The sequence below is a fragment of the Micromonospora sp. WMMD961 genome (assembly GCF_029626145.1).
In the GTDB taxonomy this organism is placed as follows: domain Bacteria; phylum Actinomycetota; class Actinomycetes; order Mycobacteriales; family Micromonosporaceae; genus Micromonospora.
The window spans coordinates 1,091,125-1,113,515 of record NZ_JARUBJ010000002.1; the positions used below are offsets into that span (position 1 = coordinate 1,091,125).

The following is a 22,391-nucleotide window of genomic DNA, read 5'->3' on the forward strand; positions in this document are numbered from 1 at the left end:
CGGTCAGCCGGTCAGCCGGTCAGCCGGCCAGCGAGGTGGCGGCGTGGCGCGCGGCTCGCTCCTTGGCGGCCTGAATCAACGGCCCCTCCAGGTAGCGGCGCGGCACGGCGGCGAACCCGAGCCGCAGGGCGCGCACCGTCAGATCCGCCGACAGCGCCGTGGTGGGCAGGCCGAGCCCGCCGTACATCCGGCGCGCCCACGACGGCAGCAGTCCGAACGCGGTGCCGGCGATCCCCAGGTACGCCCAGCGCGGTGGGCCGAGGGTGAGCCCCAACCGGGCCGGCAGGCTGAGCTTCCACGGCAACGGCGGGGCGGTGAGGAAGATCGCCGTCTCGGCCGCCTCCCGGGTCATTCGCAGCTCCGGCCGTACGGCTCGGTAGTACTCCGCGACCTCGCTCGCGGTGCCGGGCACTGTGGCCGGGTCCAGACCGACCAGAGCGGCGGACCTGCGCTGCTCGGTGTAGTAGCCGTCCACCTCGTCGTCGGTGAGCGGCAGTCCGGCCCGGCGGGCCGTGCTGAGGAAGGACTCGACCTCCGTGACATGCACCCAGCGCAGCAGGTCCGGCTCGTCGATCCGGAACGACTCCCCGGTCAGCGGGTCGGTGGCCCGCAGTCGGTCGTGCAGCCGGCGCAGCCGCGCGCCGGCCGCCTGCGCCTCCGCCGTGGTCCCGTAGACGGTGGTCGCGACATAGGTGGCGGTGCGGACCAGACGACCCCAGGCGTCGGTGCGGTAGTTGCTGTTCTGCGCGACCCCGGCCATCGCCCGGGGGTGCAACGCCTGGAGGTAGAGCGAGCGCAGGCCGGCGACGATCAGGATCGGCTCCTCGTGCACCTTCCACGTGACCGAACCCGGACCGAAGAGGCCGAGGTCATCGGAGTCCACCGTCCTAGAGTGCCACGGCCTGCCCGACCTCGTCGGGCCCGCCCGTCGGCACCGCCGGGTCAGACGTCGGCGGAGCGGCGAGCCCGGCAGCCCGGGCAGAGACCCCAGAAGGTCACCTCCGCCTCGTCCACCTCGAAGCCGTGCGAGACGTTCGGCTCCAGGCACGGCGCACTGCCCACCGCGCAGTCGATGTCGGCGATCTCGCCGCAGCCCCGGCAGACCACGTGGTGGTGGTTGTCGCCGACCCGAGCCTCGTAGCGGGCGGGACCACCCGCCGGCTCGATCCGACGGGACAGTCCGGCCCGGGACAGCGCGCCCAGCACGTCGTAGACCGCCTGCGTGGAGACCGAGTCGAGGCGTTCACGGACCCGCCGGGTGATCTCGTCGACATCCAGGTGGCCGCCACCGCCGAGCACGTCGAGCACCGCGAGGCGGGGCCGCGTCACACGCAGGCCCTTCGATCGCAGCAGCTCCTCGGCACCGGACATGGGCCAATGACAGCACGCGCGATCAGCATCGACAACCGTCGTCCGGTCCGGGTGGCCACCGACACAGCCCCCGGGCGGATCGGGACCGCGCCCCCGAGACGTGAACCCGATCGTCGCGTCGCGCGTGTGTCCGGTCGAGAGCCCGGGGACGACCGGCGGACCGTACGCTGACCGTCCCGGACCGTGATCCACCTGGAGGGTTGGATGTTCGAGGAGATCCTGGGTCTACCGGTACACGTCCTGGTGGTCCACGCGGTCGTCGTGTTCGTGCCGCTGCTGGCGGTGCTGGCCATCGCTTACGTGGGTCTGCCCCGGTGGCGGCACCGGCTGGACTGGGCCCTGGGTCTCCTCGCCGTGGCCGCACCGGTGACCGCCTTCGTGGCCGTCAAGTCGGGTGAGGCGTTCACCGATGCGCTGGTCGCTCGGGGCTTCCAGGGACAGATCCTCGACCAGATCTTCGAGCACTCCCGCTACGGCGACATCCTGTTCCGCATCGTGGTGCCGCTCGGGATCGTGGCCCTCCTGCTGCTGGCGGTGACCAGCGGACACCCGCGGGTGCCGCAGCTGCCCGGGCTGGTGACCCCGGTGCTGGCGGTGGCGACCGTGGCGCTGTCCATCGCCGCACTGGTCTACGTCTACCTGACCGGCCACACCGGTGCCGAGGCCGTCTGGGGCACGACGCTCTGACCCGCTCTGCTCCGAGTTAGAAGATGATCCGCGAGCAGAGCAGGCAGACCAGGAACACCAGCACCACGCCGGCCGCCGCGCCGAAGCCGTAGGTGACCCGCTGCGAGCGCTGTTCGGCCGCGTCCAGGCCCGCCATGTCCTGCGGCGGCAGCCGCCGAGGTGGCGCCGGCTGAAGGTGTACGGGGGGACGCCAACCCGTCGGCGGCGGCACGCTCGGTGGCGGGCCGACGTACCCGCTCTGGGGTGTGCTCGTGGGCGCGGTGGGAGGTGGGTTCGCCACCGCGTCGGCACCGCTGCCGGGCCGTCGCCAGTAGTCGTCCGGGGGGCCGCTGCCACCGCTGGGGGTCGTCACGCCGTCCGACGCTACCAACGCCGGCAGCGGCCCGGTTGTCTCTTGCCGGCGCCGAGTTGTTCCGCTGCCGTGCCGACCGGTCCTGGGCCCGACCCGCGTCGGCACGGTGGAGGTGCCCGATTGCGCTAGTCTTGCCGCTCGTGAGCACCGAAGACCCCGGCAAGCAGGGCGTACGCGGCGACGATGACCGGACCGTCGACCTGAGCGAAGACTTCGTGGTGCTGCCCGAGCAGACCTCCGACGACACCGACCGTGGTTGGGGTGAGCGGTCCGGCGGCAACGACGACTGGCTGCTCGCCGAACGCCCCCCGCACTGGGACTGATCCCGACCTCGACCGGGTGCGTGACCGTTCAGCCCGGCGGGCGGCGGCGTCGTTCAGTCGCGGATGACGGTGTGGCGGCCGGTGGGTCCGGCCTACGGCGGTGCTGCGGCCGGTGGGCCCGGCCTACGGCGGTGCTGCGGCCGCTGGGTCGCGGACGACTACGGCGAACCGGGTGCCTTCGGGGAGCCCGACGGCGCGTTGCGCCTGCTCCGGGCGGAGGGCCAGGTAGAGCGCGGGAGACCCGTCGGTCGCGTCCAGCACGTCCAGTACCAGCGCTGCCGGCGCGAGCACTGTTGCGTCGGCGCCCGCCCGCTCCGGCGTCGCGGCCAGCAGATCGACCCGGGTTCCAGGGCGGGCCACCGCAAGCGCGGCCGGCTCGGCCAGTCGGACCGGCACCCCTACAGCCCCGCTGGGCAGCGGCAACGCTCTGGCCGAGCCGCTCCCGGCGGCTGTGCTCTCTGCTCCGGTCGGGCCGGTTGGCGGTGGCCCGGCGGTGCTCGGTCGTTCGGCGGAACCGTCGTCGGTTCTGGTCGATCCGCCGTCATCGGCCCTGGTTGAGCGGCCCCCGTCGGGATCGGTTGAGCCGCTCCCGTCGACCCGGTCGGCGTTGCCGGCGGACCCCGACGGCGTAGCGGAGGGCGCGGCGGTCGGCGGGCAATTGGGCGGCGCGTGCAGGACGGCAGCGGCAAGGCCGAGCAGCGCGGCGACCAGAACCCCCCGGAGCAGGGTGCGTCCGCCGGGCCACGTGAGCCGGCGCAGCGGACGCAGCGCCCGTGCGGAGTCTGGATCACCCATCGCCTCTGCCACCCCCCGTCCGAGGGCGTCGCAGCGGCACCCTCGGCGGCAGGTTAGGCCGTTCCAGCCGTGGTTCGCCGGTCGCCGGCCGGCACCTGTGGACAACCGGCCGGCCTGTGGATAACGCCCGGCATTTGGCTGGATCTGCTATGGCCGAGTCGTCCACCGCCGGCCGGGCCGAGGGGATCGCCAGCGATGCGGCCCGAGGGACCGAGAGGGCCGTCAGGGATCATGCCGAACGGCCGACGGCCGAGCGGGCGAAGGGGCTCAGGACGCGGAGCTGGCCGCCGGGGCCTTGCCGCCGCTGGGCCCGCCCGACGACGACCCGCCCGACGACGACCCGCCCGACGACGAGGACGGCCCCGACGAGGAACCGGACGACGAGGACGAGCCGCCCGAGGATGAGCCGGACCCCTCGGCAGAGGAGGACTCGGACTTCGCCGGCTTGCTGGCCGTGCCGCCGGCGGTCGTCTCGGAGCCGGACGCCCGCGAGTCGGTGCGGTAGAAGCCCGAGCCCTTGAAGACGATTCCGACCGAGTTGAAGACCTTGCGCAGCCGCCCCTGACACGCCGGGCACTCGGTCAACGGCTCGTCAGAGAAGGACTGCACCGCCTCGAGCTGGTGACCGCACGTGGTGCAGGCGTACTGGTACGTGGGCACGTTCTCCTCCGGATCTGGGCTCCGCCAGTTGGCACTCGACGTATTCGAGTGCCAATGGTGCGTCATTCGCCCCGGGTTCGTCCAGCGGACGTGTGGGGCGCGACACCATGCGCCGCACCCGGGCCGCCGTCAAGCGTACGCACCCCGTCGGCGGGGGTGACGACCGCGCGGACAAGCCGGTCGTGCGGCTCCGCCGGAAGCGCGTCGACCAGCTCGCCGTCGTGCAGAGGCACCACGGTCAGCGTCGCCTCGGGCACCCGCGCGAGGGCTCGGTCGTAGGAGCCGCCGCCCCGCCCGAGCCGCCGACCATGGCGGTCGACCGCGAGGGCCGGCACGACCACCAGCTCCGCGTCCACCACGGCGTCCACCCCGAGGCGGACACCGGTCGGCTCGCGGATACCCCGACCGGCCGCGATCACGTCCGCCGGCCCGGTATACACCGCCCAGTCCAGATCCAGGTCCGTGAGGAGCACCGGCAGCAGCAACTCGGCGTTGGCTGGCAACGCGGCCCGCAGCACCTCCGGCAGGTCGGCGCCGCCCGGTTCGGAGCCGACCGGCACGTACGCCGTCATCCTGCTCGGGCGCAGTCTGCGGACCAGTGTGACCAGCTCAGCCTGCACGCGCCCGGCGGCAGCGGCCCGGGTGGTAACGGGCAGCGAGCGGCGGCGGGCGAGCAGTTCCACGCGGACGTTCCGCTTCGCGGTACGCGTCGCTTCCGCTTCATCAGAAAATTCCGGCACGCAACACTCCTGACGCAACGCCTCTCCCACGGTTGCTCTGTGTCAGCATCGCAAGCAACGGAGGCGGAACTTCCGGGGGGACCGAGTGACGCTACGCGGGCGGTTGACGGCAGCCTTCCTCGTAGTGGTGCTCGGGCCGGTCCTGCTCGGCGTGCTCTTCGTCGCCTCCACGATCGAGGCCGTGGACCGCAGCCGCTCCACCGAGCGACTGGCGGTGGCGGCATCCACCGTGCGCACCTCGGTCGACGCGCTCTGCCAGCAGTTGCGTGCCACCGCCGACGCGGTGGCCCTCACCGCCGATCCGCCCGTCGCCGCCACCCAACTGGTCGGCCGTGGCCTGGCCGCCGCCGTGTTGATCACCGACGTGGCCGGTCAGGTCAGCTACGTCTCGCCCGGCGCCCCGGCGGCCCCCTGGCGGGACTGCTCCGGCCCGCCCAACAGCGAGACCAACGCTCCGACCAACGGCGGAATCACCGGCTCGGCCAGCCCGGTCCGTGCGCTGGCCGCCCAGGTCGACCTCCGCGACCGTTCCGGAACCCTGCTCGGCACGGTGACCGCCGCGCAACTGGTCGACCCGGCCTTCGTGGCCCGGCTGGCGGCGGTGACCGGGGTGGCGGTCACCCTGCTCGACAGCGGTGCCAGCGCCGCGCGGGTCACCCACACGACCGAGTCCCGTGAGGTACGCGACGCGGTGCTGGCCGCCGCCAGCACCGTCGACGGCGACCGGGTCACCGAAACCAGCGAGGGACGGTACGTGCGGAGGATCGGGCCGTCCGACGCGCAGCCGCTGCCACTGGTGCTCTCCGTGCCCAGCGAACGGCCGCCCGGGCTGCACGCCACGCTGGTGGGGGTGGTGGTCCTGGCCGCGCTCCTCGCCGTACTGAGCGCTTGGCGGTTGGCCCGGGTCACCACCCGGCCGCTGGTGGAGTTGGCCGGCGCGGTCGACCGGGTGGCCCACGGCGACCTGACCGCCCGGGTGCCGGTCCGCAGCCGCGACGAGTTGGGCCGGCTGGCCGCCGCCTTCAACCGGATGACCCGGGAGACCGGCTCCTACGTCGCGGCATTGACCAGCAACCGGGACCAGCTCCGCGGACACCTCGGGGTGCTCGGTGACACCCTGGCCAGCACGCACGACCTGCAACGCATCCTGCGGGTGATCCTGCACAGCGCCATCGGCGCCACCGGCGCGCGCGCCGGCGCGGTGTTGCTGGTGGAGGCCGGTGGGGTGCTCGTCGCACAGTGCACCGAGGGGTTGGACGGACGATGGCCGGAGGGTGACACGGACGGTTCGGCGACGCTGCGGGTGCCGGTGGGTGTCGGCGTGGTCGGGGCTGTCGCCGCCACCGGGGAACCGCAGCGCGGGAGGGTGGAACCGGCCGAGACCCCGGCGGGTGAGCCGCGTTGCCGCACCTATGTCGCCGTCCCGTTCGCCGCCCCGGCCGGTGGCGCCGCGGCCACCTCCTCCGGGTCCTCGACGCCGACCGACGAGGCTGGCGCAGCCGCGGCGGCACTCGGCGTGCTGGCCCTGTACGACCGGCTGGGCGCCGACGAGTTCGACGACGACGACCTGGTCACCCTGCGCACCTTCGCCGGTCACGCGGCGGTGGCCGTGGACAACGTCCGGGTGCACGAGGAGGCGCAGCGGCTCTCGCTCACCGATCCGCTCACCGGGTTGTGGAACTACCGCTACCTGCGCGAGTCGATCCGGCGGGAGGTGGAACGGGCCAGCCGGTTCGGGCGGATGCTGAGCGTCCTCGCGCTCGACCTCGACCGGTTCAAGGACGTCAACGACACGTACGGGCACGCGGCGGGGGACACCGTGCTGGCCGAGTTCGCCCGGCGGGTACGCGGCGAGATCCGCGAGGTCGACCTGGCCTTCCGGCAGGGCGGTGAGGAGTTCGTGCTGCTGCTGCCGGAGACCGACGCGCGGGGCGCGGCGATCGTGGCCGAGCGACTCGGCGCGGTGGTGCGCGAAACCCCGATCGCCGTCGAGGCGTACGCCGGGCCGGTCCTGGTGACCGTGTCGGTGGGCATCGCCGTCTATCCGGACAACGGCAGCACCGGGCGGGAGGTGCTGGAGGCAGCCGACGACGCGCTCTACGCCGCGAAGGCCGCCGGCCGTGACACGTACCGCGTCGCCGAGGTGCGCCCCGACGTGACGACCCGGGAGCTGCCGGTGCTCGCGGCGGCGGTGAGCCCTTCCGACGGGCTGCCGCGCGCCGGCCAGCACGCGCAGGTCAGCCGGGAGCCGGGCGGGCCCGCCCGGTCGGAGTCGGCGGTGGGCGTACCCGAATCTTCGCCGGCCGGCCCGACGCGCGCCCGGTCGGACCCGGCCGACGACCCACCGGACAGCGCCGGGGCCGGTCCGGACGCCGCACGGCCGGGGTCGGGTGGCGGCGCGTCTTCTGGGCCACAGCCGCCGCGGCAGAGCCGTGGCCGATAGTCTCGCGGCATGTCGGAGCACTCAGCGAACCCCTCATCGACGGCCGCCGCAACCGGCCGTCCCCTGGCGGTCAAGGCCGTCATCCCGGCCGCCGGACTGGCCACCCGGTTCCTGCCGGCCACGAAGGCAGTGCCCAAGGAGCTGCTGCCGGTGGTGGACCGGCCGGTTCTGCAGTACATCGTCGAGGAGGCCACGCAGGCCGGCATCGGTGACGTGTTGCTGATCACCGGTCGGGGTAAGACGTCGATGGTGGACCACTTCGACCGTCGCCCCGACCTGGAGACCAGGCTGGAGGAGAAGGGCGACGCCGAGCGGCTGGCCGCCGTGCGTCGGCCGAGTGAGCTGGCCGAGATCTACACCGTGCGGCAGCCCGAGCAGCTCGGGCTCGGCCACGCCGTCGGGTACGCCGAGTCGCACGTCGGCGACCAGCCCTTCGCGGTGCTGCTCGGCGACGAGTTCGTCAAGCCGTCCGAGCCGCTGCTGCCGGCGATGCTGGAGCTGCAGGCCCGCACCGGCGGTGTGGTGCTCGCGTTCTTCGAGGTCGACCCGGCCGACACCAAGCGGTACGGCATCGCCTCCGTCGAACCGGCCGAATCCGAGCTGACCGACATCGGCGAGGTCGTCAAGGTCACCGGGATGGTGGAGAAGCCGCAGCCGGAGGATGCACCGAGCAACCTCGCGGTGCTCGGTCGCTACGTGCTGCCCGGCAAGATCTTCGACGCGATCCGGCGGACCAAGCCGGGCAGCGGCGGCGAGATCCAGCTGACCGACGCGATGGAGTTGCTGCGCACCGAGGGCACGCCGGTGCACGCGATCGTCTACCGGGGCACCCGCTACGACACGGGCATGCCGCTGGGCTACCTCCAGACGGTGGTGCAGATCGCCGCCGAGCGTGACGACCTGGGCAGCGAGTTCCGCTCCTGGCTGGCCGACTTCGTCAAGGCCGACGCGGCAGGCGGATCTGGTACATGACCTCGACGGCCGACGCCGAGGCGGCCGCGAACGAGTTGACGCCGCTCGCCGACTACCTGGGCAGCGTGCTGCGCAGGTTACGTGCGCTGCCGCCACTCGACCTCGACCTCACCCAGGCGCACGGCAACGTCCTCGCCGAGGACGTCGTCGCGCCGCACGCCTTCCCGGCCTTCGACCAGGCGGCCGTGGACGGCTACGCCGCGCGCTGGGAGGACATTTCCGGAGGCGGCCGGGGCCCGAGTTATATCCCGGCCCCCTCCGGCAAGCCCGGTGGACGGACCATCCGGCTCAACGTCGTGGGCGATCTGGGTGCCGCGAGCTGGCGGCCGGTCCGCCTCACCCCGGGCTCGTGCTTCTCGGTGGCCGCCGGGGCGCCGCTGCCGATCGCTGCGGACGTGGTGGTCCCGGTCGAGTGGACCGACCAGGGCATGGCCGCCGTGGAGATCTTCCGCACCCCCAAGCGGGGGTACGGGGTACGCCGCGCCGGTGAGGAACTGCCCGCCGGCACCCTGCTCGCCCGCGCCGGCACGTACGTCTCTCCGGCGCTGGTCGCGGTCTTCGCGGCCACCGGAATCGGGCACGTGGTGGTGCGGCCCAGCCCTCGGGTGGTCATCGTGGCCACTGGCGACGAACTTGTCGACGTGGGCCGGGGCAGCCAGCCGGGGCAGGTGGTGGACGCCAACTCGCACGCGTTGACCGCTGCGGCGGCCGAGGTGGGCGCCCTGGCGTACCGGGTGGGGATCTGCGACGACGACCCGGAGGGGCTGCGCGGGCTGCTGGAGGACCAGACCCTGCGCGCGGACCTGATCATCACCACCGGTGGCACCGGCACCGGCCCCGGGGACATGGTGCGCCGGATCCTGTCCCGCCGCGAGGGCGGCCGGGCCGGGCCGGTCACGTTCACCGACGTGGCGCTCTATCCCGGCACCGCGCTCGGGTTCGGCACGGTCGGGGCCGAGGAGGTGCCGGTGGTCTGCCTGCCCGGCGACCCCGGTGCCGCGTTGATCGGTTTCGAGGTGTTGGCCCGCCCCGCCATCCAACTGCTCGCCGGTGCCGAGCCGGTGTTCCGACCCAGTGTGCGGGCGCACCTGCTGGAGACCGTGTCGTCGCCGGCGGGGCTGCGTGAGTTCCGGCCGGCGCACGTCGCCGAGCGCCGTGGCGGCGGCTACACGGTGCAGCCCCTCAGCGGCGGGCCGTTCACCCTCTCCGGGTTGGCCGAGGCGAACGGGCTGCTGGTGCTCGGCGAGCGGGTCACCACAGCCGCCGCCGGATCCACGGTCGACGTCCTGCTGCTGGACCGCCGTCGGTGACCGTCTCCCGGCCGACCCGCCGGCCGGCCACTCGGGCGTCGCGCCGTCGCCCGGTCGTCGGGATGGGTCCACTTGCGCGCGACACGGTCCCGCGCGGGAGACTGTGCCTGTGAGTCTCTTCGGACCCCCGCGGGCACCGGGCTGGCCGGTGGAGTTGGCGGACGGCCCGGTGTTGCTGAGGCCGTACCGCCGCACCGACGCCGCAGCGTGGTCGGAGATCCGGCGGGCCAACCGGGCCTGGCTGGCACCCTGGGAGTCGTCACTGCCCGGCGCCTGGGACGACATGAACTCGCCGGCCGCGTTCCGCTGGGTGCACCGGGACCAGCGGCGTTCGGCCCGCGAGGGTGAGGGCATGCCGTTCGCGGTTTGTCTGCGCGAGGCCGACCGGGACCGCCTGGTCGGTCACCTCAATGTGGGCAGCATCGTGCGGCGAGCACTCTGCTCCGGCTACGTCGGCTACTGGGTGGACGCTCGGGTCGCCGGGCGAGGCGTCATCCCGACGGCGCTCGCGCTCGCCGTGGACCACGCGTTCGGCCCGGGCGGGTTGCACCGGGTGGAGGTCAACATCCGTCCGGAGAACCGACCGTCCCGGCGGGTGGTGGAGAAACTGGGCTTCCGCGAGGAGTCGTACCACGTGCGCTACATGCACATCGACGGCGCTTGGCGAGACCACATCGGATACGCGATGACGAGCGAGGAGATCGCTGCCGAGGGTGGCCTGTTGGCCCGCTGGCACCGGGTACGCGCCGACGCCCGGTAGGAGGACGTTCGGGATTCCCGGGGCGGGGTGGCCGGGACGGAATTTTCCGACTGCCTCCCAGCCGTCCCACGGACGGGATCGGCGCGGCGCGGCGGCAACCTGGTCGACGCGCCGTAACCTCAAGTAACTGCAAGCTGCGGCAAGCGCTCCCCGGCCGGACGATCCACGCGCCCTGGCAGGATCGGTGGAAGATCCTGCGGTCGGAGAGCGGTTGCTTCGAATTCGGTGACGGGAGGGGTGAGGGTGCCGACCTCGGTGCTCCTCGCCGTCCTCGCCGCCGCCGGCCTGCTCGCCCTGGCCCCGGCGCTGGTTCGCCGGTACGACGCCACCGAGCGGTTGGTGGCGGAGCGGGCGCAGTCGACGGCGCGGGTGCTCCAGCGCCGTCGGCGACGCCGCACTGTGCCCGGACGGCGACCCGTCCACCCTCCGCGCTCACTGATCGTCACCCTCAGTGAAGACGCGACTACCGGGGCGCTTGCTCCGCCGGTCTCCGCACCGCCGGCCGCCCGCCGCTCCGGTCGGCTGCGCGCGGTGCCACCCGCGCCGAAGAGGTCGCGCCGCCGCCCGCCACCCCGACGACAGCACACCCCCGCCGTGTACCGGCGGCGTCGGGTTCTCGCCGCCCTGCTGCTCCTCAACGTCGTCGAGCTGATCGGCGTGGTGTTCGTCAGCCCCGGCTTCTGGGTCGGCTTCGGGGTCACCTTCCTGCTCCTGGCCGTGTACGTCGTCCACCTTCGCCGCCGCGCCCTGGCCGGCCGTCGCCGCCGCCGCGCCCGGGCCAGGGAAGCCGCCTGGCTCGCCGACCGGCAGGCCGAGGTGCGCCGTGAGCAGGCCCGCCGGGCAGCGGCCCGCCGGGAGGCGCAGCGCCGCCTCGCCGCCCAGCGCGAGGGGGTACGCCGCGCCGCGATGGGCCTGGACCGGCCGGGCGACCTGCCGGCAGCGGTCAACGGCGGGTCGGTCTCGTACCGGCGGGCGGGTGGGCTCCGCGGCCGCCCCTACGAGGCCGGCCGAGGCGCCTGAGGCTCGCCCGAGTCGCGTTTGATCGACTCGGGTTCCTGGAGGTCGCGGTATCGGAACGTCCCGGATGCCCCGATCTGCAGGAACCCGAGTCGATCTTCGGGCTGGCTGTGACGCCGCACCGGGGGCGGATTCGCGGTGGGGGCAGGCGACCTGTTAGCCTTGCTGCCGGCCCGCCCGGTGTAAGCCGGGTGGGACCGAAGCCGGTTCGCCGGTGGGGGGCTGTGGCGCAGACTGGTAGCGCACCTCGTTCGCATCGAGGGGGTCAGGGGTTCAAATCCCCTCAGCTCCACCAAGAAACAGCAGGTCAAGGGCGGGTTTCCGGATGACGGGGACCCGCCCTTGATCATTTGTCCGTCGCTCGTCCGTGGGACGGAGCCCCAGTCCGCGGCGCATCGGTCCACCGGCACGTCAAGGACGTCTGGCGGATCATCGAACCGGATCTGGACGTCGGCGAAACCGGTCGGTGCCACCTGCTGGCTGGCACGGGCCACCGGGTCCGGAAGACCACCCGTCCGACGACAGCCGCCGGCGGCTTGTCCGTGACCTTCGGCAACATCAGAGTGCTCACCGCCAGTTGACCAAGACTGCGGCAAGTCAGTGCGGCCGAGCCATGGTGGCGGTCCGAAGATGTTCCTCGCCGATCAGCGGGCCGCCGCATATCGAACGCCGGAGGCCCGCGAATCGAACATCGCCGAGCCGCAGATCGAAAGCTGACCTGCCCGCAGATCGGAACTCCGCCGGTTGTCGACACGGGCATCGCCGCCAACGAGATCGCGACCGACGCCTGCGCGCTGCTCCGGCCTGGCGCATCGTCCGGCGCATTGCTCGAATCATTTGTCTTGTCCGAGCTGTCCCGCCAGCTCACCTGGTCGGAGCAGTCTGCCGACCTCTCTCCTCCAGTACTCGACGAGCTGACGAGCACGTCGGCGAGCTGGTGGGTTACCAGCATGGGGCGCCTGTGAGTACCGTGGGCTCGACGGCGGCCGATAGGCCGGTGATGCATCCCGCGCTATGAGGAGGTCCGGGATGGACTCCATGCCGGAGCTGACCTTCGGGCAGCGCCTGAAGCTCTACCGTGAGCGGTCGGGCAAGACTCGCGCTGTGCTCGGCGGGTTGGTCGGCCGGAGCGCCGAGTGGGTCAAGGCCGTGGAGACAGACCGCATCCTGCCGCCGCGCATCCACATGCTGGACCGGATCGCCCGCGCGCTCAAGGTCGACGTGTCCGCGTTGATCGGTGAGCTGAGCGATCGGTCCGCCGTGGTCAACGGGCCGGAGCATCCCGCACTTGCCTCGGTTCGTGACGCCGTCAACCGCTTCTCGTGGTCCGGTGCTCAGTCGCCGCAACCGTTAGCGGAGCTCAGGGAACGTCTCAACGCAGCGTGGCGGGCACGCCATCAGGCGTCGGACCACCGAACGGTCCTCGGCGCGCTGCTGCCGGATCTGGTGCGAGATGCCCAGCAGGCCGTGTTGACACACGAGGGTGAAGAGCGTCGTCAGGCGCATGCTCTGCTGGCAGAGGTTCTTGGCCTGGCTCAGATGTTCCTGGCGCACCAGCCCGCTGCCGAACTGCTGTGGCGGGTCGCGGACCGGGCGATGGTGGCGGCGCAGGAGTCGGGGGATCCGGAAGCGTTGGCGTGCGCGGGCTGGTTCCTGTGTCAGGTTCACCGGGACGCCGGGGACTGGGACACCGCCATGACGGTGACCTTGGACGTGGTTTCGTCGCTAGAGGCGCGAGCCGACGAGGCGAACGCTAATCTGCTCGCGCTGTGGGGCGCGCTCAATTTCGAAGCCGCCTACACCGCCGCCCGTGCCGGCGAGGAAGGCCGCGCGTGGCATTACTGGGACCGTGCGGATCGGGTGGCGCAGCGATTGCCGCAGGGCTTCTACCAGCCGCAGACGTCGTTCTCGCGGGTCATCATGGGCGCTCACGCCGTGACCGTCGCCGTCGAGTTGCACAAGTCCGGTGAGGCGGTGCGACAGGCCAATCGCCTTGACCCGGCTGTCATCCCGTCGAGGCCACGACGCGCGCGCCACCTAATCGAAGTGGCCCGCGGCTACTACGGAAAAGGCGACAGCGAGGCCACTGTGGCGACGCTCCGGCAGGCGTACGACTCCGCGCCGGAGACGATCCGTTTCAACGGCTACGCCCGGCAGATCACGCTGGACCTGCTCCACGCGCGTTCCATGCGTGGCGACGTGCACGATCTCGCGTTGAAGGTTGGCTTCGTCTCCTGATCTACGGGTAGGAACGGTACCCGTTCCGCCTCGCAACGCTACGTAGGTTCTCCCTCACGGGATGCGGCGGGCGGTGCGGATTCGCCTGGTCGCCGTGTCCCTCCCAATTCCGGGGGCAGATCAGCACGCCCTCGTGAGTGACGAGGGAGATTCGGTGCCGCGCGTCTCGTACGAGGAGTACCTGGTCGCGACAACCCGAGCTAGGAGCCGGACAGATCCGCAGTGCCGTCAGGACGTTGGTGTCCCCCGAGGGGCGCCTCCGTCGCGGACCTGGCGACCGTGGTGCCTGGCGGCCGGGCCGGGGCCGGCCGCCAGGCGTCGTCGGGTCAGGACCGGGTGAGCTTCACCGTCGTGGTGTCGTTCACGGTGACGTACTCGTCGTACTCGGTGTCGTAGCCACGGGCCTGGGAGACGGCCTCGGCCAGACCCTTGGCGAACGGGGTGGTGCCGGTCGGGACGGCTGCGGCAGTCCACTCGGTCGGGCTGCCCGGGGTGCAGGTGACCTGGGTGGAGAAGCTGCCCCGGACCAACACCCTCTTGACGATCTGGGTGACCGTGCCGTCCAGCGACACCGAGGTGGGCTGGTTGCAGGTCACCGTGCCGTGCAGGACCGCGTTGCCGTTCACCCGGTGGGCGATGCCGTCGGTCGCCACGGCGAGTTCGAGCTCCAGCGGCGCGGGCGGCGGCGGGTTGGCGATGTGCACCTCGCCGCGCGCGGCCGCCGTCCCGCCTTCGCAGTGCTGCTCGAAGGTGGCATCGAAGGTCTGCACGTAGCCGTTGGGGCCGAACACCGCGTTGATGACCGTGAAGGTGCCGGTCAGTTCGTTGCAGCCCCGTCCGTTGCCGGACAGGTCGAGGCCGGGGCCGGCCCCGTTGAACGGGTAACGGGTCGCTTGCTCGTAGGTGCCCGGAGCCAGTGCCGCGCTGCCGGGCGCGTCGAAGTCCACGGACCACCAGTCGCCGTTGTAGCCGTTGATGCTGACCGACACGCGGCTGTTGTCGACCGAGCCGTTCGTCGTGAGTTGGTCGCCGTTGCCGGTGGAGTACGAGTAGGAGCCACCGCCGGTGATGTAGTCGCCCGGATCACCGCTGAAGGAGACCGACCCGGATTCGACGGTCTGCGCGTGTGCGGGTGCCGCCAGGGTCAACCCACCCGACACACCGACGATGGACAAGACGGCTGCGAGAGCAGCCTTACGCAAGGATCCTTGCATCCCCGTTCCTCTCTGGGAGACGAGACAGCCTCGGGCGGGTGTGCCCGATAGTTGCTGTCGATCAATTACCGCACGCCATCGGCGTGTTCGACTGACCGGAGCGACAGTTCGTACAAAGTGGACGGTTGCGCGCCTGGTGCGCATCCCGGCCCCGGGCAGGAGTGGGTGGCCCGGCCGCCGACGATCACCGAACTCAGTGGAGGGGTCAGGCGAACCGCTCGGTCGTGACGGGTATCAGGCCGCGCTGCCGCACGGCGTTCGTCAGCCCGTACAGGACCGGTTCGACCGTCGGAGAGGTATCCGTCGTCAACAGGGCCGTCACGTCGAGGCACCAGGCGAGCCCGCCGCCGACGCGACGCAGGTCCCAGGTGAAGTGATCGCCGCCCCGCTCCAGGTGACCGGTGGCGACGGAACCCGGCGGGCGCGGTGGCGGCTGAACTCCTCGACGACGATGCCCTCCGCGACGTCGGTCGACTCGGAGCGGTCGTGCCGGGACAGGACCAGGTAGTAGTCCAGCGGGGCTCGCCGTGCGGCCACCTCGACGGGCACTGCGTGGAGCGGGTCGGCGGTCACGGCCACAACCGTAGCGAGAGGCGCCGCTTCCGGAGCGGCTAGCATCCGGATCCCGACGTGAGGAGCGCACATGGATTCCGCCGCCCAGACCCGGTTCGGCCTCGTCGGCAGTGGCTGGCGGGGTGAGTTCTTCCTCCGTCTGGCGCGGCAGCTGCCGGAGCGACTGCGGGTGACCGGGGTGGTCACGCGTACCGAGTCACGTGGGGCGGCGGTGGCTGCCGCATGGGACGTGCCGACCTTCCGCACGACAGCCGAAATGCTCGCCCACGAGCGACCGGACTTCGTCATCGTGTCGGTGCCCTGGCCGGTGACCCCCGAGGCGACCCGGGAGTTGGTCGCTGCCGGCGTACCGGTGCTCGCCGAGACGCCGCCCGCGCCGGACCTGGCGGGGCTGCGTGCGCTCTGGGCCGACGTCGGCGGCAGTGGTCTGGTGCAGGTCGCCGAGCAGTACCTGCTGATGCCCGGGCACGCGGCCCGCTTGGCGCTGGTCCGCGCCGGGGTGCTCGGCGAACCGACCTCCGTGCAGATCTCCTCGACTCACCTCTACCACGCGGTCTCGCTGATCCGTGGCCTGCTGGGGATCGGTTACGACACCGCCGAGGTCAGCGCGCGTGCCTTCGTCGCGCCGCTGGCCGACCCGCTGTCACCGGCCGGCTGGAGTGGGGACGACACGCCGCGGCAGCTCTCCACCATCCTGGCGACCATCGACTTCGGCGGGCGGATGGGGCTGTACGACTTCACCGACAACCAGTGGTGGAATCCGCTGCGAGGGCGTCGGTTGGTGGTGCGTGGTTCGCTCGGCGAGCTGGTGGACGACCGGGTGGTCCGCCTGGTCGACCCGACCACCCCGGTGGAGTCGACCCTGGTGCGTCGCCAGACGGGTCTCGACCTCAACCTGGAAGGGCTCGACCTGAAGCACATCAGCTTCGACGGCGACGTGGTCTATCGCAACCCGTTCCTCGGCAGTGGGATGTCCGACGACGACATCGCGGTCGCCGACATCGTCGTTCGCGCCGGGGCGTGGGCTCGGGAGGAGGGCCCGGCGCCGTATCCGCTCGCCGAAGCCTGTCAGGACCACCTGATCAGCCTGGCCATCGAGGAGTCCGTACGCACCGGCAGGCCGGTCGCCACCAGCACCCAGGCCTGGACGAGGTAACCCCGCTTCTGTCCCTTCCCCGACACGCCGCAACCGGGAGGCCCAATCAGGAGTGAGACCGGTATCGACCGACGCCCGGTGCACCCGGGCCGAAACGGGGGACAAGGATGATTCGAAGCACTCGGCGCAGGATGCTCGCAGGCACCGCCACCGCTCTGTTGGCGACCTCTCTCGGCGTCGCCGTCTCCGGGGCGGCGACCGCCGCGCCCGGGGGCGCGGCCCTGCGCACCTGCACGATCAGTACGCTGCCGTACCCGGCCGACACCTACCGGGCCGAGGCGAACGCCGTCGACCCGACGGGTCGTTACGTCGCCGGGACCGCGCTGCGGGTCGGTGAGGCCGACAACCAGTACCTGCTGTTGTTCTGGGACGGGCAGCGGGTCACCGAAGTCGAGGTGCCCAGCATGGCCGAGCCGGTCGGCATCAACGCCGACGGTGTGGTGATCGGCAACGGTTGGGCGCCGGGCGTCGGCACCGGGCAACCGTGGATCTACCGCGACGGCAAGCTCGAGCAGTTGCCGGTGCTGCCGTCCACCGGAATCTTCGTCACCGCCATCAACGACGCGGGCGACATCGTCGGCTACGGCTCCGACATCGTCCCCGGGGAGTTCGTCGGGCTGCGTTGGCCGGCGGCCCGCCCGGGCACGGTCGAGGTGCTCAAGGCCCCGGCCAACGCCCAGCCGGTCGGGATCACGCCGAACGGAACCATCGTCGGCTATGCCGGGCCCTTCGGCGACTGGACCGGCTGGGTCCGCCGGCCGAACGGCCGGATCGAGGCGCTCGGGGTCCCGGGTGGCGGGTCGACCACGGTCTCCGCGGCTGCGGGCCACTGGGCGGTCGGCCTGGTCTGGCTGGGCGGCACCTCCGCGACCAAGGTGCGGTGGGACCTCCGGAACGGCACGTACATCACGCTCGACCAGGAGATCCCCTTCCTGGCGGACGTCAACGCCAAGGGGGTCGTGGTCGGCGGTGACCGCGTCGGCAGGGGTGCCACCTCCCGGGTCCTGCCGGGCGGCGGCGACGGGGTGAACATCGGTGGGCGGTCCATCTCCGACAACGGCACCATCGTCGGGTGGCACAACGCCGACCGGGCGACCCCGGTGCGCTGGACGGGCTGCTGACCCGTCACTCGGTAAGCGGGTGGGGCCGGCCCTTCGGGGGCGGCCCCACACCGCGTCAGAGGGTCACGGCTTCCAGGAGCCCGCAGTCTCGAACATGGGCTGGTACTCCAACACTCCCGAGGCGTCGTGGACGTCGAACACGACGCTGCCGGTGCGCCTGGTGCCGGCGGTCAGGTCCTCGGCGGACGGCATCGGCTTGCCGCAGCCCGAGAAGGCCCCGGCGACCGCGTTGGCCTCGGTGCCGTCGGCGGCGACCCAGTTGAAGAAGAGGGGATTCGCCGAGGCGGTGCCCTTGGTGACGGTGAGCGTCACGTCGGCGATCACGTACATGCCCTCGTCGGGCTTGAGTCCGTAGGACGTGCAGGGCTTGGTGGCGGTGCTGAACTTCGTCACAGTGATCTCGATGGTGCCCTCGTCGCCGTCGACGACCAGGGTGTCGCCGGGCGACATGTTGCGGGTGTCGCCCGCCGGCGGTGCCGACGAGGGGACCTTGGCCCGCGGCGGGGCCGCGCCCTGGGTCACCCCTGGGGTGGGGCCCGCCTCGGTCACGCTGGTCGCGGCCCGGTTGGCGCCGATGACGACGGCCACGATGCCGCCGGCGCAGACGAGCAGGGTGAGTACGGCCGCGGTGACAGCGACGACCACGACTGTCTTCTTGGACCCGTGCGGCGGCACCGGCGGCGGTGCGGCGAGCGGATAGCCCGGCCCGCCAGCCACTGGGTAACCTCCGCCAGCCGCCGGGTACGCGGCACCCGAGAACGGCGGATGCGACGCGCTCCCCGTCGCCGACCACGGGCTGGGCGGCAGCGGCGCCTGCGGAACCGCCGGGTCACTGGTTGGCTGCGGCGGTGTCGTCGGGGACAGCTGCGTCGGTGGCTCCTGGTTCGGCTGTGGGGGGTCCTGCGGCCCGGCGGAGGGCTGGGGGTGGGTCACCGTACTCCTTGACGCCTCGGTACGTGTGGTTCGGGGAACCCGCCGACGCTACCGTGCGTGGCGGACCGCCCGGTCGTCGCTCCGGAACCCGTCCCACGGCCCGCGTCCGGTTGGTCCGGACAACCTGGATGACCGCCAGCCGATCTTCTTCGGCCACCGTGGACGCGGGAAGAAGCCACCGTGGGCCCGGGAAGATCAGCGCAGCGGAAGGACGGCCGCGGTGCGGACCAGCCCGTCGGCGACGACGAACCGGCCGACGATGGTCGACGGCGGATCGTCGACGGTTGCCCCGTCCAGTCGGGCCGGTGCGATCCGGGCGGTGAACGTACCCGCGTCCGGGTCGACGTCGAGCTGGGCGTCGCGGAAGCCCAACCACGTTCCGACGACCGGATACCAGACCTTGTAGACGGTCTCCTTGGCGCTGAACATGACGACCGGCCAGGAGGTGCCGCTGGGCAGCCCCGCGCAGAGGGCCTCCTCCTCGGGCAGCAGCACCATCCTGCGTACTCCCGGATCGATCTCGTGGTGTTGCTCGGCGTCCATTCCGACGGACCGGACGTCGGTGGTGAGCGCCGCCGCGGCGGCGCAGTAGCCGGTGGTGTGGGTGATGGTGCCGACCACCCCGGCGGGCCAGATGGGCGCGCGGTCGGCGGCGGCCGGCACGGCGGTCGGGGGCAGGCCGAGATCGGTCATGGCCCTGCGGGCGCACGACCGGCCGGCGGCGAAGTCCCGCCGACGGGTCTCCACGGCCCGTTCGCCGAGGCACGCCTGCTCGGCGGGGAGCAGTTCGCCGAGCCAGTCGTCCGACCCGGCGACGGCAACCGCGACGGTCGAGGGAAACATGTCACGCACGGTGTCGGCCTACTGATTGGTAGTGGTGGAGTATGCGGTCAAGCGTCAAATTTCCGACTCCCACGACCGGAGAAGGTACCGCAAAGATGTATCACCGGAGGGACGCGCAGCGCCCTCTCTGATGGCTCCGGGGGGACCACCATCAACAACGTGCCGGGCACGGCAGTCGCCCAGCCCCGTGGACATCTGGAAGGACGTGCGATGACCGATGGTGCGGAACGGCCGGGGGTGCGGGTCGACGATCATGCCCCGAAGACCCCCTGCTGGAGCTGCGGCTCCTGCGGTGACGAGTGGCCGTGCGCGACCAAGCGCAGCCGGCTGCTGGCGGAGTACGGGGGTGACCGGGCGATGCTCAGCGTCTACCTGGGCTCCTGTCTCGCCGCTGCCACGGAGGATCTGCGAGCCGCGCCGGTGATGTCGCTCCAGGACCGGTTCATCGGCTGGTTGCCACGCGGTTCCCGGCGCGCCTGAACCGCTGGTGGCCCCGCTGCGGGCGGGGCCACCAGCGGCGCGGCTGGCTCAGCGACGCCGAGGCCGCCTGGTCACCGCGAAGCCGACCACGCCGGCCACCGCGGCGAGCACGCCGCCGACGCCGGTCCAGACCCAGCGCGAGCCGAGATCCGGCAACCAGTCCGCCGGCGAGTCGGTCTCGTCGTCGGCCTCCGGATCGGCCACGGGTACGGCGTTGAGCACCGTGCCCGCCTTGGTGTTGGGCACCAGCGGTGCGGCCAACTCGCCGTCGTCGGCCGACGCTCCCCGGTCGGCGACTTCGCCGACCAGCAGGTCCACGTCGACAGGTGCTCCGAGATCCGGTTCGGGCAGGTCGGTCACGGAGAGCCGGATGACGTACGTGCCGGGCAGCGGGTCGGCCGACCAGGGCTCCGCCCACGGCCGCACCTCGCGCAACGTGCAGCCCAGCGACACTGTCGACGCCTTCGCGTCCACCGTCGGGGTCTGCGCCCCGGCGGTGCACGCCTGACGCCGGCGCAGCCCGTCGAAGACGTCGACGGTCCAGGTGGAGGCGCCGCTGCGCCCCTTCGGGAACGTGACGGTGGCGGTGATCTCGTGCACCTGACCGGCCGTGGCGGAGAACGCCCAGTAGAGGTGGTCGCCGATCGAGGCGTCCACCCGCACCGGCTGCCCGGCGGAGATCGGGGTGGCGGTGAGGAACGACGTGCCGGCCCGGTTCACCGGCGTGGCTCCCGGCGAGGGGGTCGGGGCGGCAACGGCGGCGGCGGGGACCAGAGCGGCCCCGCCGGCGGCGAGGAGTGCCGCCAGCGACCGGAACAGTGCGCGACGCATCAGTTCTCCCTCCAGGTGGCGACCCACCAGCGGGTGAGCAGCCCGGCGAGCAGGCCGGTGATCAACCCGGCGACGGTGAGCAGGGCGAGCAGCACCCAACCCCGGCCGAGGTCCGGCCCGTCCGGAGCGGGCGCGGCGGCGACCACGTCGATGGTCAACTCCACCGGCATGCCGGGGGTGGCCGCGGTGCCGGGGCGCGGGGCGAACGAGTTGCTCACCACCAGGCAGACGGTGGTGGGTTCGACGACCGGCGCCGAACTCTCCGTCGTCTCCGCGGCATCCTCGTCATCGGCGGTGGCCGACCAGCGCAGCCCGGCGGAGAGCACGTCGGCGCGTCCGCTGCCGGCGTCCGCGCCCCGGACCAGTTCCCGGCCGTCCGCCGCGGTGGCCCGCAGCAGCACCCCGTAGTCCCGGTTCACCTGTCGGTCCAGTGCGATGCTCACCGACGCCCGCAGTTCCTGCCCGGGGCGTACCGGCACCCGGTAGTAGCGGTGCTCGGAGAACGCCTCCCGGTCGGCGTAGACGCCGGGGGCGAGCAGTGGCGCCGAGTCGCAGGCGTTCGCGCCGCCGACCACCGTCGGGGCGCGGGTGTGCGTGTCGCCGGCCCGCTCGACGAGCTGTTTGATCCGTCCGGTCAGCTCCTCGGCGCTCTGCGCGGCGGTGTAGGTGCCTCCGGTCGCGCTGGCGATGCAGAGCAACTGCCGGCGGACCTTCTCGTCGGGGGCCAGGCCGAGGGTGTCGACGACCAGACTCGTGCCCTGGGCGGCCAGCTCGCGGGCCACCTCGCACGGGTCCGGCGGGGCGCAGGTGTCCTCGCCGTCGGTGATCAGCACGATCCGACGGGTGGTGGCCCCGCTGCCCAGGTCCTCTGCGGCGGAACGCAGTGCGAGGCCGACGGGTGTGAATCCGGTCGGCCGGAGCGTCGCCACCGCCGCCTTGGCCGCGGTCCGGTCCACCGGGCCGACCGGCACGATCTGCTGGGTGTCCTGGCAGCCGACCTTCTTGTCCTTACCTTGGTAGGTTGCGCCGAGCACCCGGATACCGAGCTGGGTCTCCTCCGGCAGCGCGTCCACCACCTCGTTGAAGGCCTGCTGGGCGACGGAGATCCGGCTGCGTCCGTCGATGTCGGCGGCGCGCATCGAGCCACTGACGTCCAGCACCAGTTCGACCCGGGGTGGCTCGGGCGCCGGCTCCTCGTCGGCCCATGCCGGGGCCGGCCCGGTCAGCGCGGTGGTCGCCAGCAGTCCGAGAAGGACAGCCGTCGGTCGTCTGAAGTTGATCACGGCCAGCAGTGTAGTGAGATCCACTTTGGATGATCGTTTGGGTGGTGGAGATCGAGCGCCGATACCCGTCGAGCAGGCCGCCGACCGCCTCTGACCGGGTGTATCCGCGCTCTGGGTCCACGCCAGGTCACCCTCGGTCAACGGTGGGAGGCAAGGTGGCGGCCCGGCTGTCAACCGTCGGAAATCTGACCCAAGTCGACCCGTTGTGCCGGTGGTGCGCGGTGGTTAAGCTCTTCATGCGCGCCCCAATCGCCCGCTTCCCCCGTGGCAGGCGATCGGGGCGCGCGTC

The 22,391-nt window shown here is 72.4% G+C and carries 23 protein-coding genes, 1 tRNA gene and 1 pseudogene; 13 read left to right on the forward strand and 12 right to left on the reverse strand.

The window, feature by feature from the left end:
* Positions 1-19: 19 nt before the first annotated feature.
* Together O7614_RS05320 and O7614_RS05325 are read right to left on the reverse strand one after the other, a co-directional pair.
* A complete protein-coding gene (locus O7614_RS05320; protein WP_278137375.1) occupies positions 20-883 on the reverse strand; it encodes an oxygenase MpaB family protein in 864 nt (287 codons plus the stop codon).
* A 59-nt stretch (positions 884-942) separates the two neighbouring features.
* Positions 943-1,371 (reverse strand): Fur family transcriptional regulator, encoded by a 429-nt coding sequence (locus O7614_RS05325; protein ID WP_278137376.1) that lies wholly within the window; start codon positions 1,369-1,371, stop codon positions 943-945.
* 204 nt (positions 1,372-1,575) lie between these two features.
* Here O7614_RS05325 and O7614_RS05330 point away from each other — a divergent pair, with 204 nt between their 5' ends.
* Complete coding sequence (locus O7614_RS05330; RefSeq protein ID WP_278142153.1) at positions 1,576-2,058, forward strand: DUF2231 domain-containing protein; 483 nt, start codon at positions 1,576-1,578, stop codon at positions 2,056-2,058.
* A gap of 16 nt (positions 2,059-2,074) precedes the next feature.
* Here O7614_RS05330 and O7614_RS05335 read toward each other — a convergent pair whose 3' ends face one another.
* Positions 2,075-2,410, reverse strand: a complete 336-nt coding sequence (locus tag O7614_RS05335; protein ID WP_278137377.1) for a hypothetical protein — start codon at positions 2,408-2,410, stop codon at positions 2,075-2,077.
* Between the two features lie 140 nt (positions 2,411-2,550).
* Between O7614_RS05335 and O7614_RS05340 the strand changes: the two genes are divergently transcribed.
* A complete protein-coding gene (locus tag O7614_RS05340; RefSeq protein ID WP_278137378.1) occupies positions 2,551-2,733 on the forward strand; it encodes a hypothetical protein in 183 nt (60 codons plus the stop codon).
* Between the two features lie 123 nt (positions 2,734-2,856).
* On the opposite strand, the gene O7614_RS05345 is transcribed toward O7614_RS05340, so the two are convergent.
* A complete protein-coding gene (locus tag O7614_RS05345) occupies positions 2,857-3,129 on the reverse strand; it encodes a hypothetical protein (RefSeq protein ID WP_278137379.1) in 273 nt (90 codons plus the stop codon).
* Positions 3,130-3,823: 694 nt separating this feature from the next.
* On the opposite strand from O7614_RS05345, the gene O7614_RS05350 reads away from it, so the two are divergent.
* The gene (locus tag O7614_RS05350; RefSeq protein WP_278142454.1) at positions 3,824-4,033 is read left to right on the forward strand and encodes a hypothetical protein; all 210 of its coding nucleotides are present in this window, start codon (positions 3,824-3,826) and stop codon (positions 4,031-4,033) included.
* A 14-nt stretch (positions 4,034-4,047) separates the two neighbouring features.
* Here the strand turns inward: O7614_RS05350 and O7614_RS05355 are convergent.
* Positions 4,048-4,254: pseudogene (locus O7614_RS05355) on the reverse strand (FmdB family zinc ribbon protein); the annotation flags it as partial.
* Positions 4,251-4,928 (reverse strand): 5-formyltetrahydrofolate cyclo-ligase, encoded by a 678-nt coding sequence (locus O7614_RS05360; protein ID WP_278137380.1) that lies wholly within the window; start codon positions 4,926-4,928, stop codon positions 4,251-4,253. The gene O7614_RS05360 and the pseudogene O7614_RS05355, both read right to left, overlap by 4 nt.
* A gap of 85 nt (positions 4,929-5,013) precedes the next feature.
* On the opposite strand from O7614_RS05360, the gene O7614_RS05365 reads away from it, so the two are divergent.
* From O7614_RS05365 to O7614_RS05395, 7 genes are all read left to right on the forward strand, one after another.
* Positions 5,014-7,371 carry a diguanylate cyclase gene (locus tag O7614_RS05365; protein ID WP_278137381.1) on the forward strand — a complete coding sequence of 786 codons (2,358 nt, stop codon included), beginning with the start codon at positions 5,014-5,016 and terminating at the stop codon, positions 7,369-7,371.
* Between the two features lie 9 nt (positions 7,372-7,380).
* The gene (locus O7614_RS05370) at positions 7,381-8,343 is read left to right on the forward strand and encodes a UTP--glucose-1-phosphate uridylyltransferase (protein ID WP_278137382.1); all 963 of its coding nucleotides are present in this window, start codon (positions 7,381-7,383) and stop codon (positions 8,341-8,343) included.
* Positions 8,340-9,653, forward strand: coding sequence for a gephyrin-like molybdotransferase Glp (glp, locus tag O7614_RS05375; RefSeq protein WP_278137383.1), 1,314 nt, complete (start codon positions 8,340-8,342; stop codon positions 9,651-9,653). Before O7614_RS05370 ends, glp begins: the two co-directional genes overlap by 4 nt.
* A gap of 109 nt (positions 9,654-9,762) precedes the next feature.
* Entirely contained in the window at positions 9,763-10,413 is a 651-nt protein-coding gene (locus tag O7614_RS05380) for a GNAT family protein (RefSeq protein WP_278137384.1), read from the forward strand.
* 237 nt (positions 10,414-10,650) lie between these two features.
* The gene (locus tag O7614_RS05385; RefSeq protein WP_278137385.1) at positions 10,651-11,433 is read left to right on the forward strand and encodes a hypothetical protein; all 783 of its coding nucleotides are present in this window, start codon (positions 10,651-10,653) and stop codon (positions 11,431-11,433) included.
* A 215-nt stretch (positions 11,434-11,648) separates the two neighbouring features.
* Positions 11,649-11,725, forward strand: a tRNA-Ala gene (locus O7614_RS05390).
* A 734-nt stretch (positions 11,726-12,459) separates the two neighbouring features.
* Positions 12,460-13,668, forward strand: a complete 1,209-nt coding sequence (locus tag O7614_RS05395; RefSeq protein ID WP_278137386.1) for a helix-turn-helix transcriptional regulator — start codon at positions 12,460-12,462, stop codon at positions 13,666-13,668.
* Between the two features lie 326 nt (positions 13,669-13,994).
* Here the strand turns inward: O7614_RS05395 and O7614_RS05400 are convergent, their stop codons facing one another.
* Together O7614_RS05400 and O7614_RS05405 are read right to left on the reverse strand one after the other, a co-directional pair.
* The gene (locus O7614_RS05400) at positions 13,995-14,843 is read right to left on the reverse strand and encodes a hypothetical protein (RefSeq protein ID WP_278137387.1); all 849 of its coding nucleotides are present in this window, start codon (positions 14,841-14,843) and stop codon (positions 13,995-13,997) included.
* Between the two features lie 357 nt (positions 14,844-15,200).
* Positions 15,201-15,455 carry a hypothetical protein gene (locus O7614_RS05405; protein WP_278137388.1) on the reverse strand — a complete coding sequence of 85 codons (255 nt, stop codon included), beginning with the start codon at positions 15,453-15,455 and terminating at the stop codon, positions 15,201-15,203.
* A gap of 70 nt (positions 15,456-15,525) precedes the next feature.
* On the opposite strand from O7614_RS05405, the gene O7614_RS05410 reads away from it, so the two are divergent.
* A complete protein-coding gene (locus tag O7614_RS05410) occupies positions 15,526-16,611 on the forward strand; it encodes a Gfo/Idh/MocA family oxidoreductase (RefSeq protein WP_278137389.1) in 1,086 nt (361 codons plus the stop codon).
* A gap of 131 nt (positions 16,612-16,742) precedes the next feature.
* Positions 16,743-17,732: a hypothetical protein gene (locus O7614_RS05415; protein ID WP_278137390.1), complete on the forward strand. Its 990-nt coding sequence runs from the start codon at positions 16,743-16,745 to the stop codon at positions 17,730-17,732.
* A gap of 63 nt (positions 17,733-17,795) precedes the next feature.
* On the opposite strand, the gene O7614_RS05420 is transcribed toward O7614_RS05415, so the two are convergent.
* The gene (locus tag O7614_RS05420) at positions 17,796-18,449 is read right to left on the reverse strand and encodes a DUF4352 domain-containing protein (protein ID WP_278137391.1); all 654 of its coding nucleotides are present in this window, start codon (positions 18,447-18,449) and stop codon (positions 17,796-17,798) included.
* 411 nt (positions 18,450-18,860) lie between these two features.
* The gene (locus O7614_RS05425; RefSeq protein ID WP_278137392.1) at positions 18,861-19,517 is read right to left on the reverse strand and encodes a 4'-phosphopantetheinyl transferase superfamily protein; all 657 of its coding nucleotides are present in this window, start codon (positions 19,515-19,517) and stop codon (positions 18,861-18,863) included.
* Between the two features lie 201 nt (positions 19,518-19,718).
* Between O7614_RS05425 and O7614_RS05430 the strand changes: the two genes are divergently transcribed.
* The gene (locus tag O7614_RS05430; RefSeq protein WP_278137393.1) at positions 19,719-19,988 is read left to right on the forward strand and encodes a hypothetical protein; all 270 of its coding nucleotides are present in this window, start codon (positions 19,719-19,721) and stop codon (positions 19,986-19,988) included.
* Positions 19,989-20,036: 48 nt separating this feature from the next.
* On the opposite strand, the gene O7614_RS05435 is transcribed toward O7614_RS05430, so the two are convergent.
* Together O7614_RS05435 and O7614_RS05440 are read right to left on the reverse strand one after the other, a co-directional pair.
* Positions 20,037-20,819, reverse strand: coding sequence for a peptidase (locus tag O7614_RS05435; RefSeq protein ID WP_278137394.1), 783 nt, complete (start codon positions 20,817-20,819; stop codon positions 20,037-20,039).
* Positions 20,819-22,102, reverse strand: coding sequence for a VWA domain-containing protein (locus tag O7614_RS05440; RefSeq protein ID WP_278137395.1), 1,284 nt, complete (start codon positions 22,100-22,102; stop codon positions 20,819-20,821). The genes O7614_RS05435 and O7614_RS05440 overlap by 1 nt, the downstream gene beginning before the upstream one ends.
* Positions 22,103-22,391: the final 289 nt, after the last annotated feature.

Bases quoted from the DNA above. Each gene is read 5' to 3' on its own strand.
- O7614_RS05325 (WP_278137376.1), bottom strand. From the start codon at position 1,371: ATGTCCGGTGCCGAGGAGCTGCTGCGATCGAAGGGCCTGCGTGTGACG.
- O7614_RS05330 (WP_278142153.1), top strand. From the start codon at position 1,576: ATGTTCGAGGAGATCCTGGGTCTACCGGTACACGTCCTGGTGGTCCAC.
- O7614_RS05370 (WP_278137382.1), top strand. From the start codon at position 7,381: ATGTCGGAGCACTCAGCGAACCCCTCATCGACGGCCGCCGCAACCGGC.
- glp (WP_278137383.1), top strand. From the start codon at position 8,340: ATGACCTCGACGGCCGACGCCGAGGCGGCCGCGAACGAGTTGACGCCG.
- O7614_RS05395 (WP_278137386.1), top strand. From the start codon at position 12,460: ATGGACTCCATGCCGGAGCTGACCTTCGGGCAGCGCCTGAAGCTCTAC.
- O7614_RS05410 (WP_278137389.1), top strand. From the start codon at position 15,526: ATGGATTCCGCCGCCCAGACCCGGTTCGGCCTCGTCGGCAGTGGCTGG.
- O7614_RS05415 (WP_278137390.1), top strand. From the start codon at position 16,743: ATGCTCGCAGGCACCGCCACCGCTCTGTTGGCGACCTCTCTCGGCGTC.
- O7614_RS05430 (WP_278137393.1), top strand. From the start codon at position 19,719: ATGACCGATGGTGCGGAACGGCCGGGGGTGCGGGTCGACGATCATGCC.
- O7614_RS05435 (WP_278137394.1), bottom strand. From the start codon at position 20,819: ATGCGTCGCGCACTGTTCCGGTCGCTGGCGGCACTCCTCGCCGCCGGC.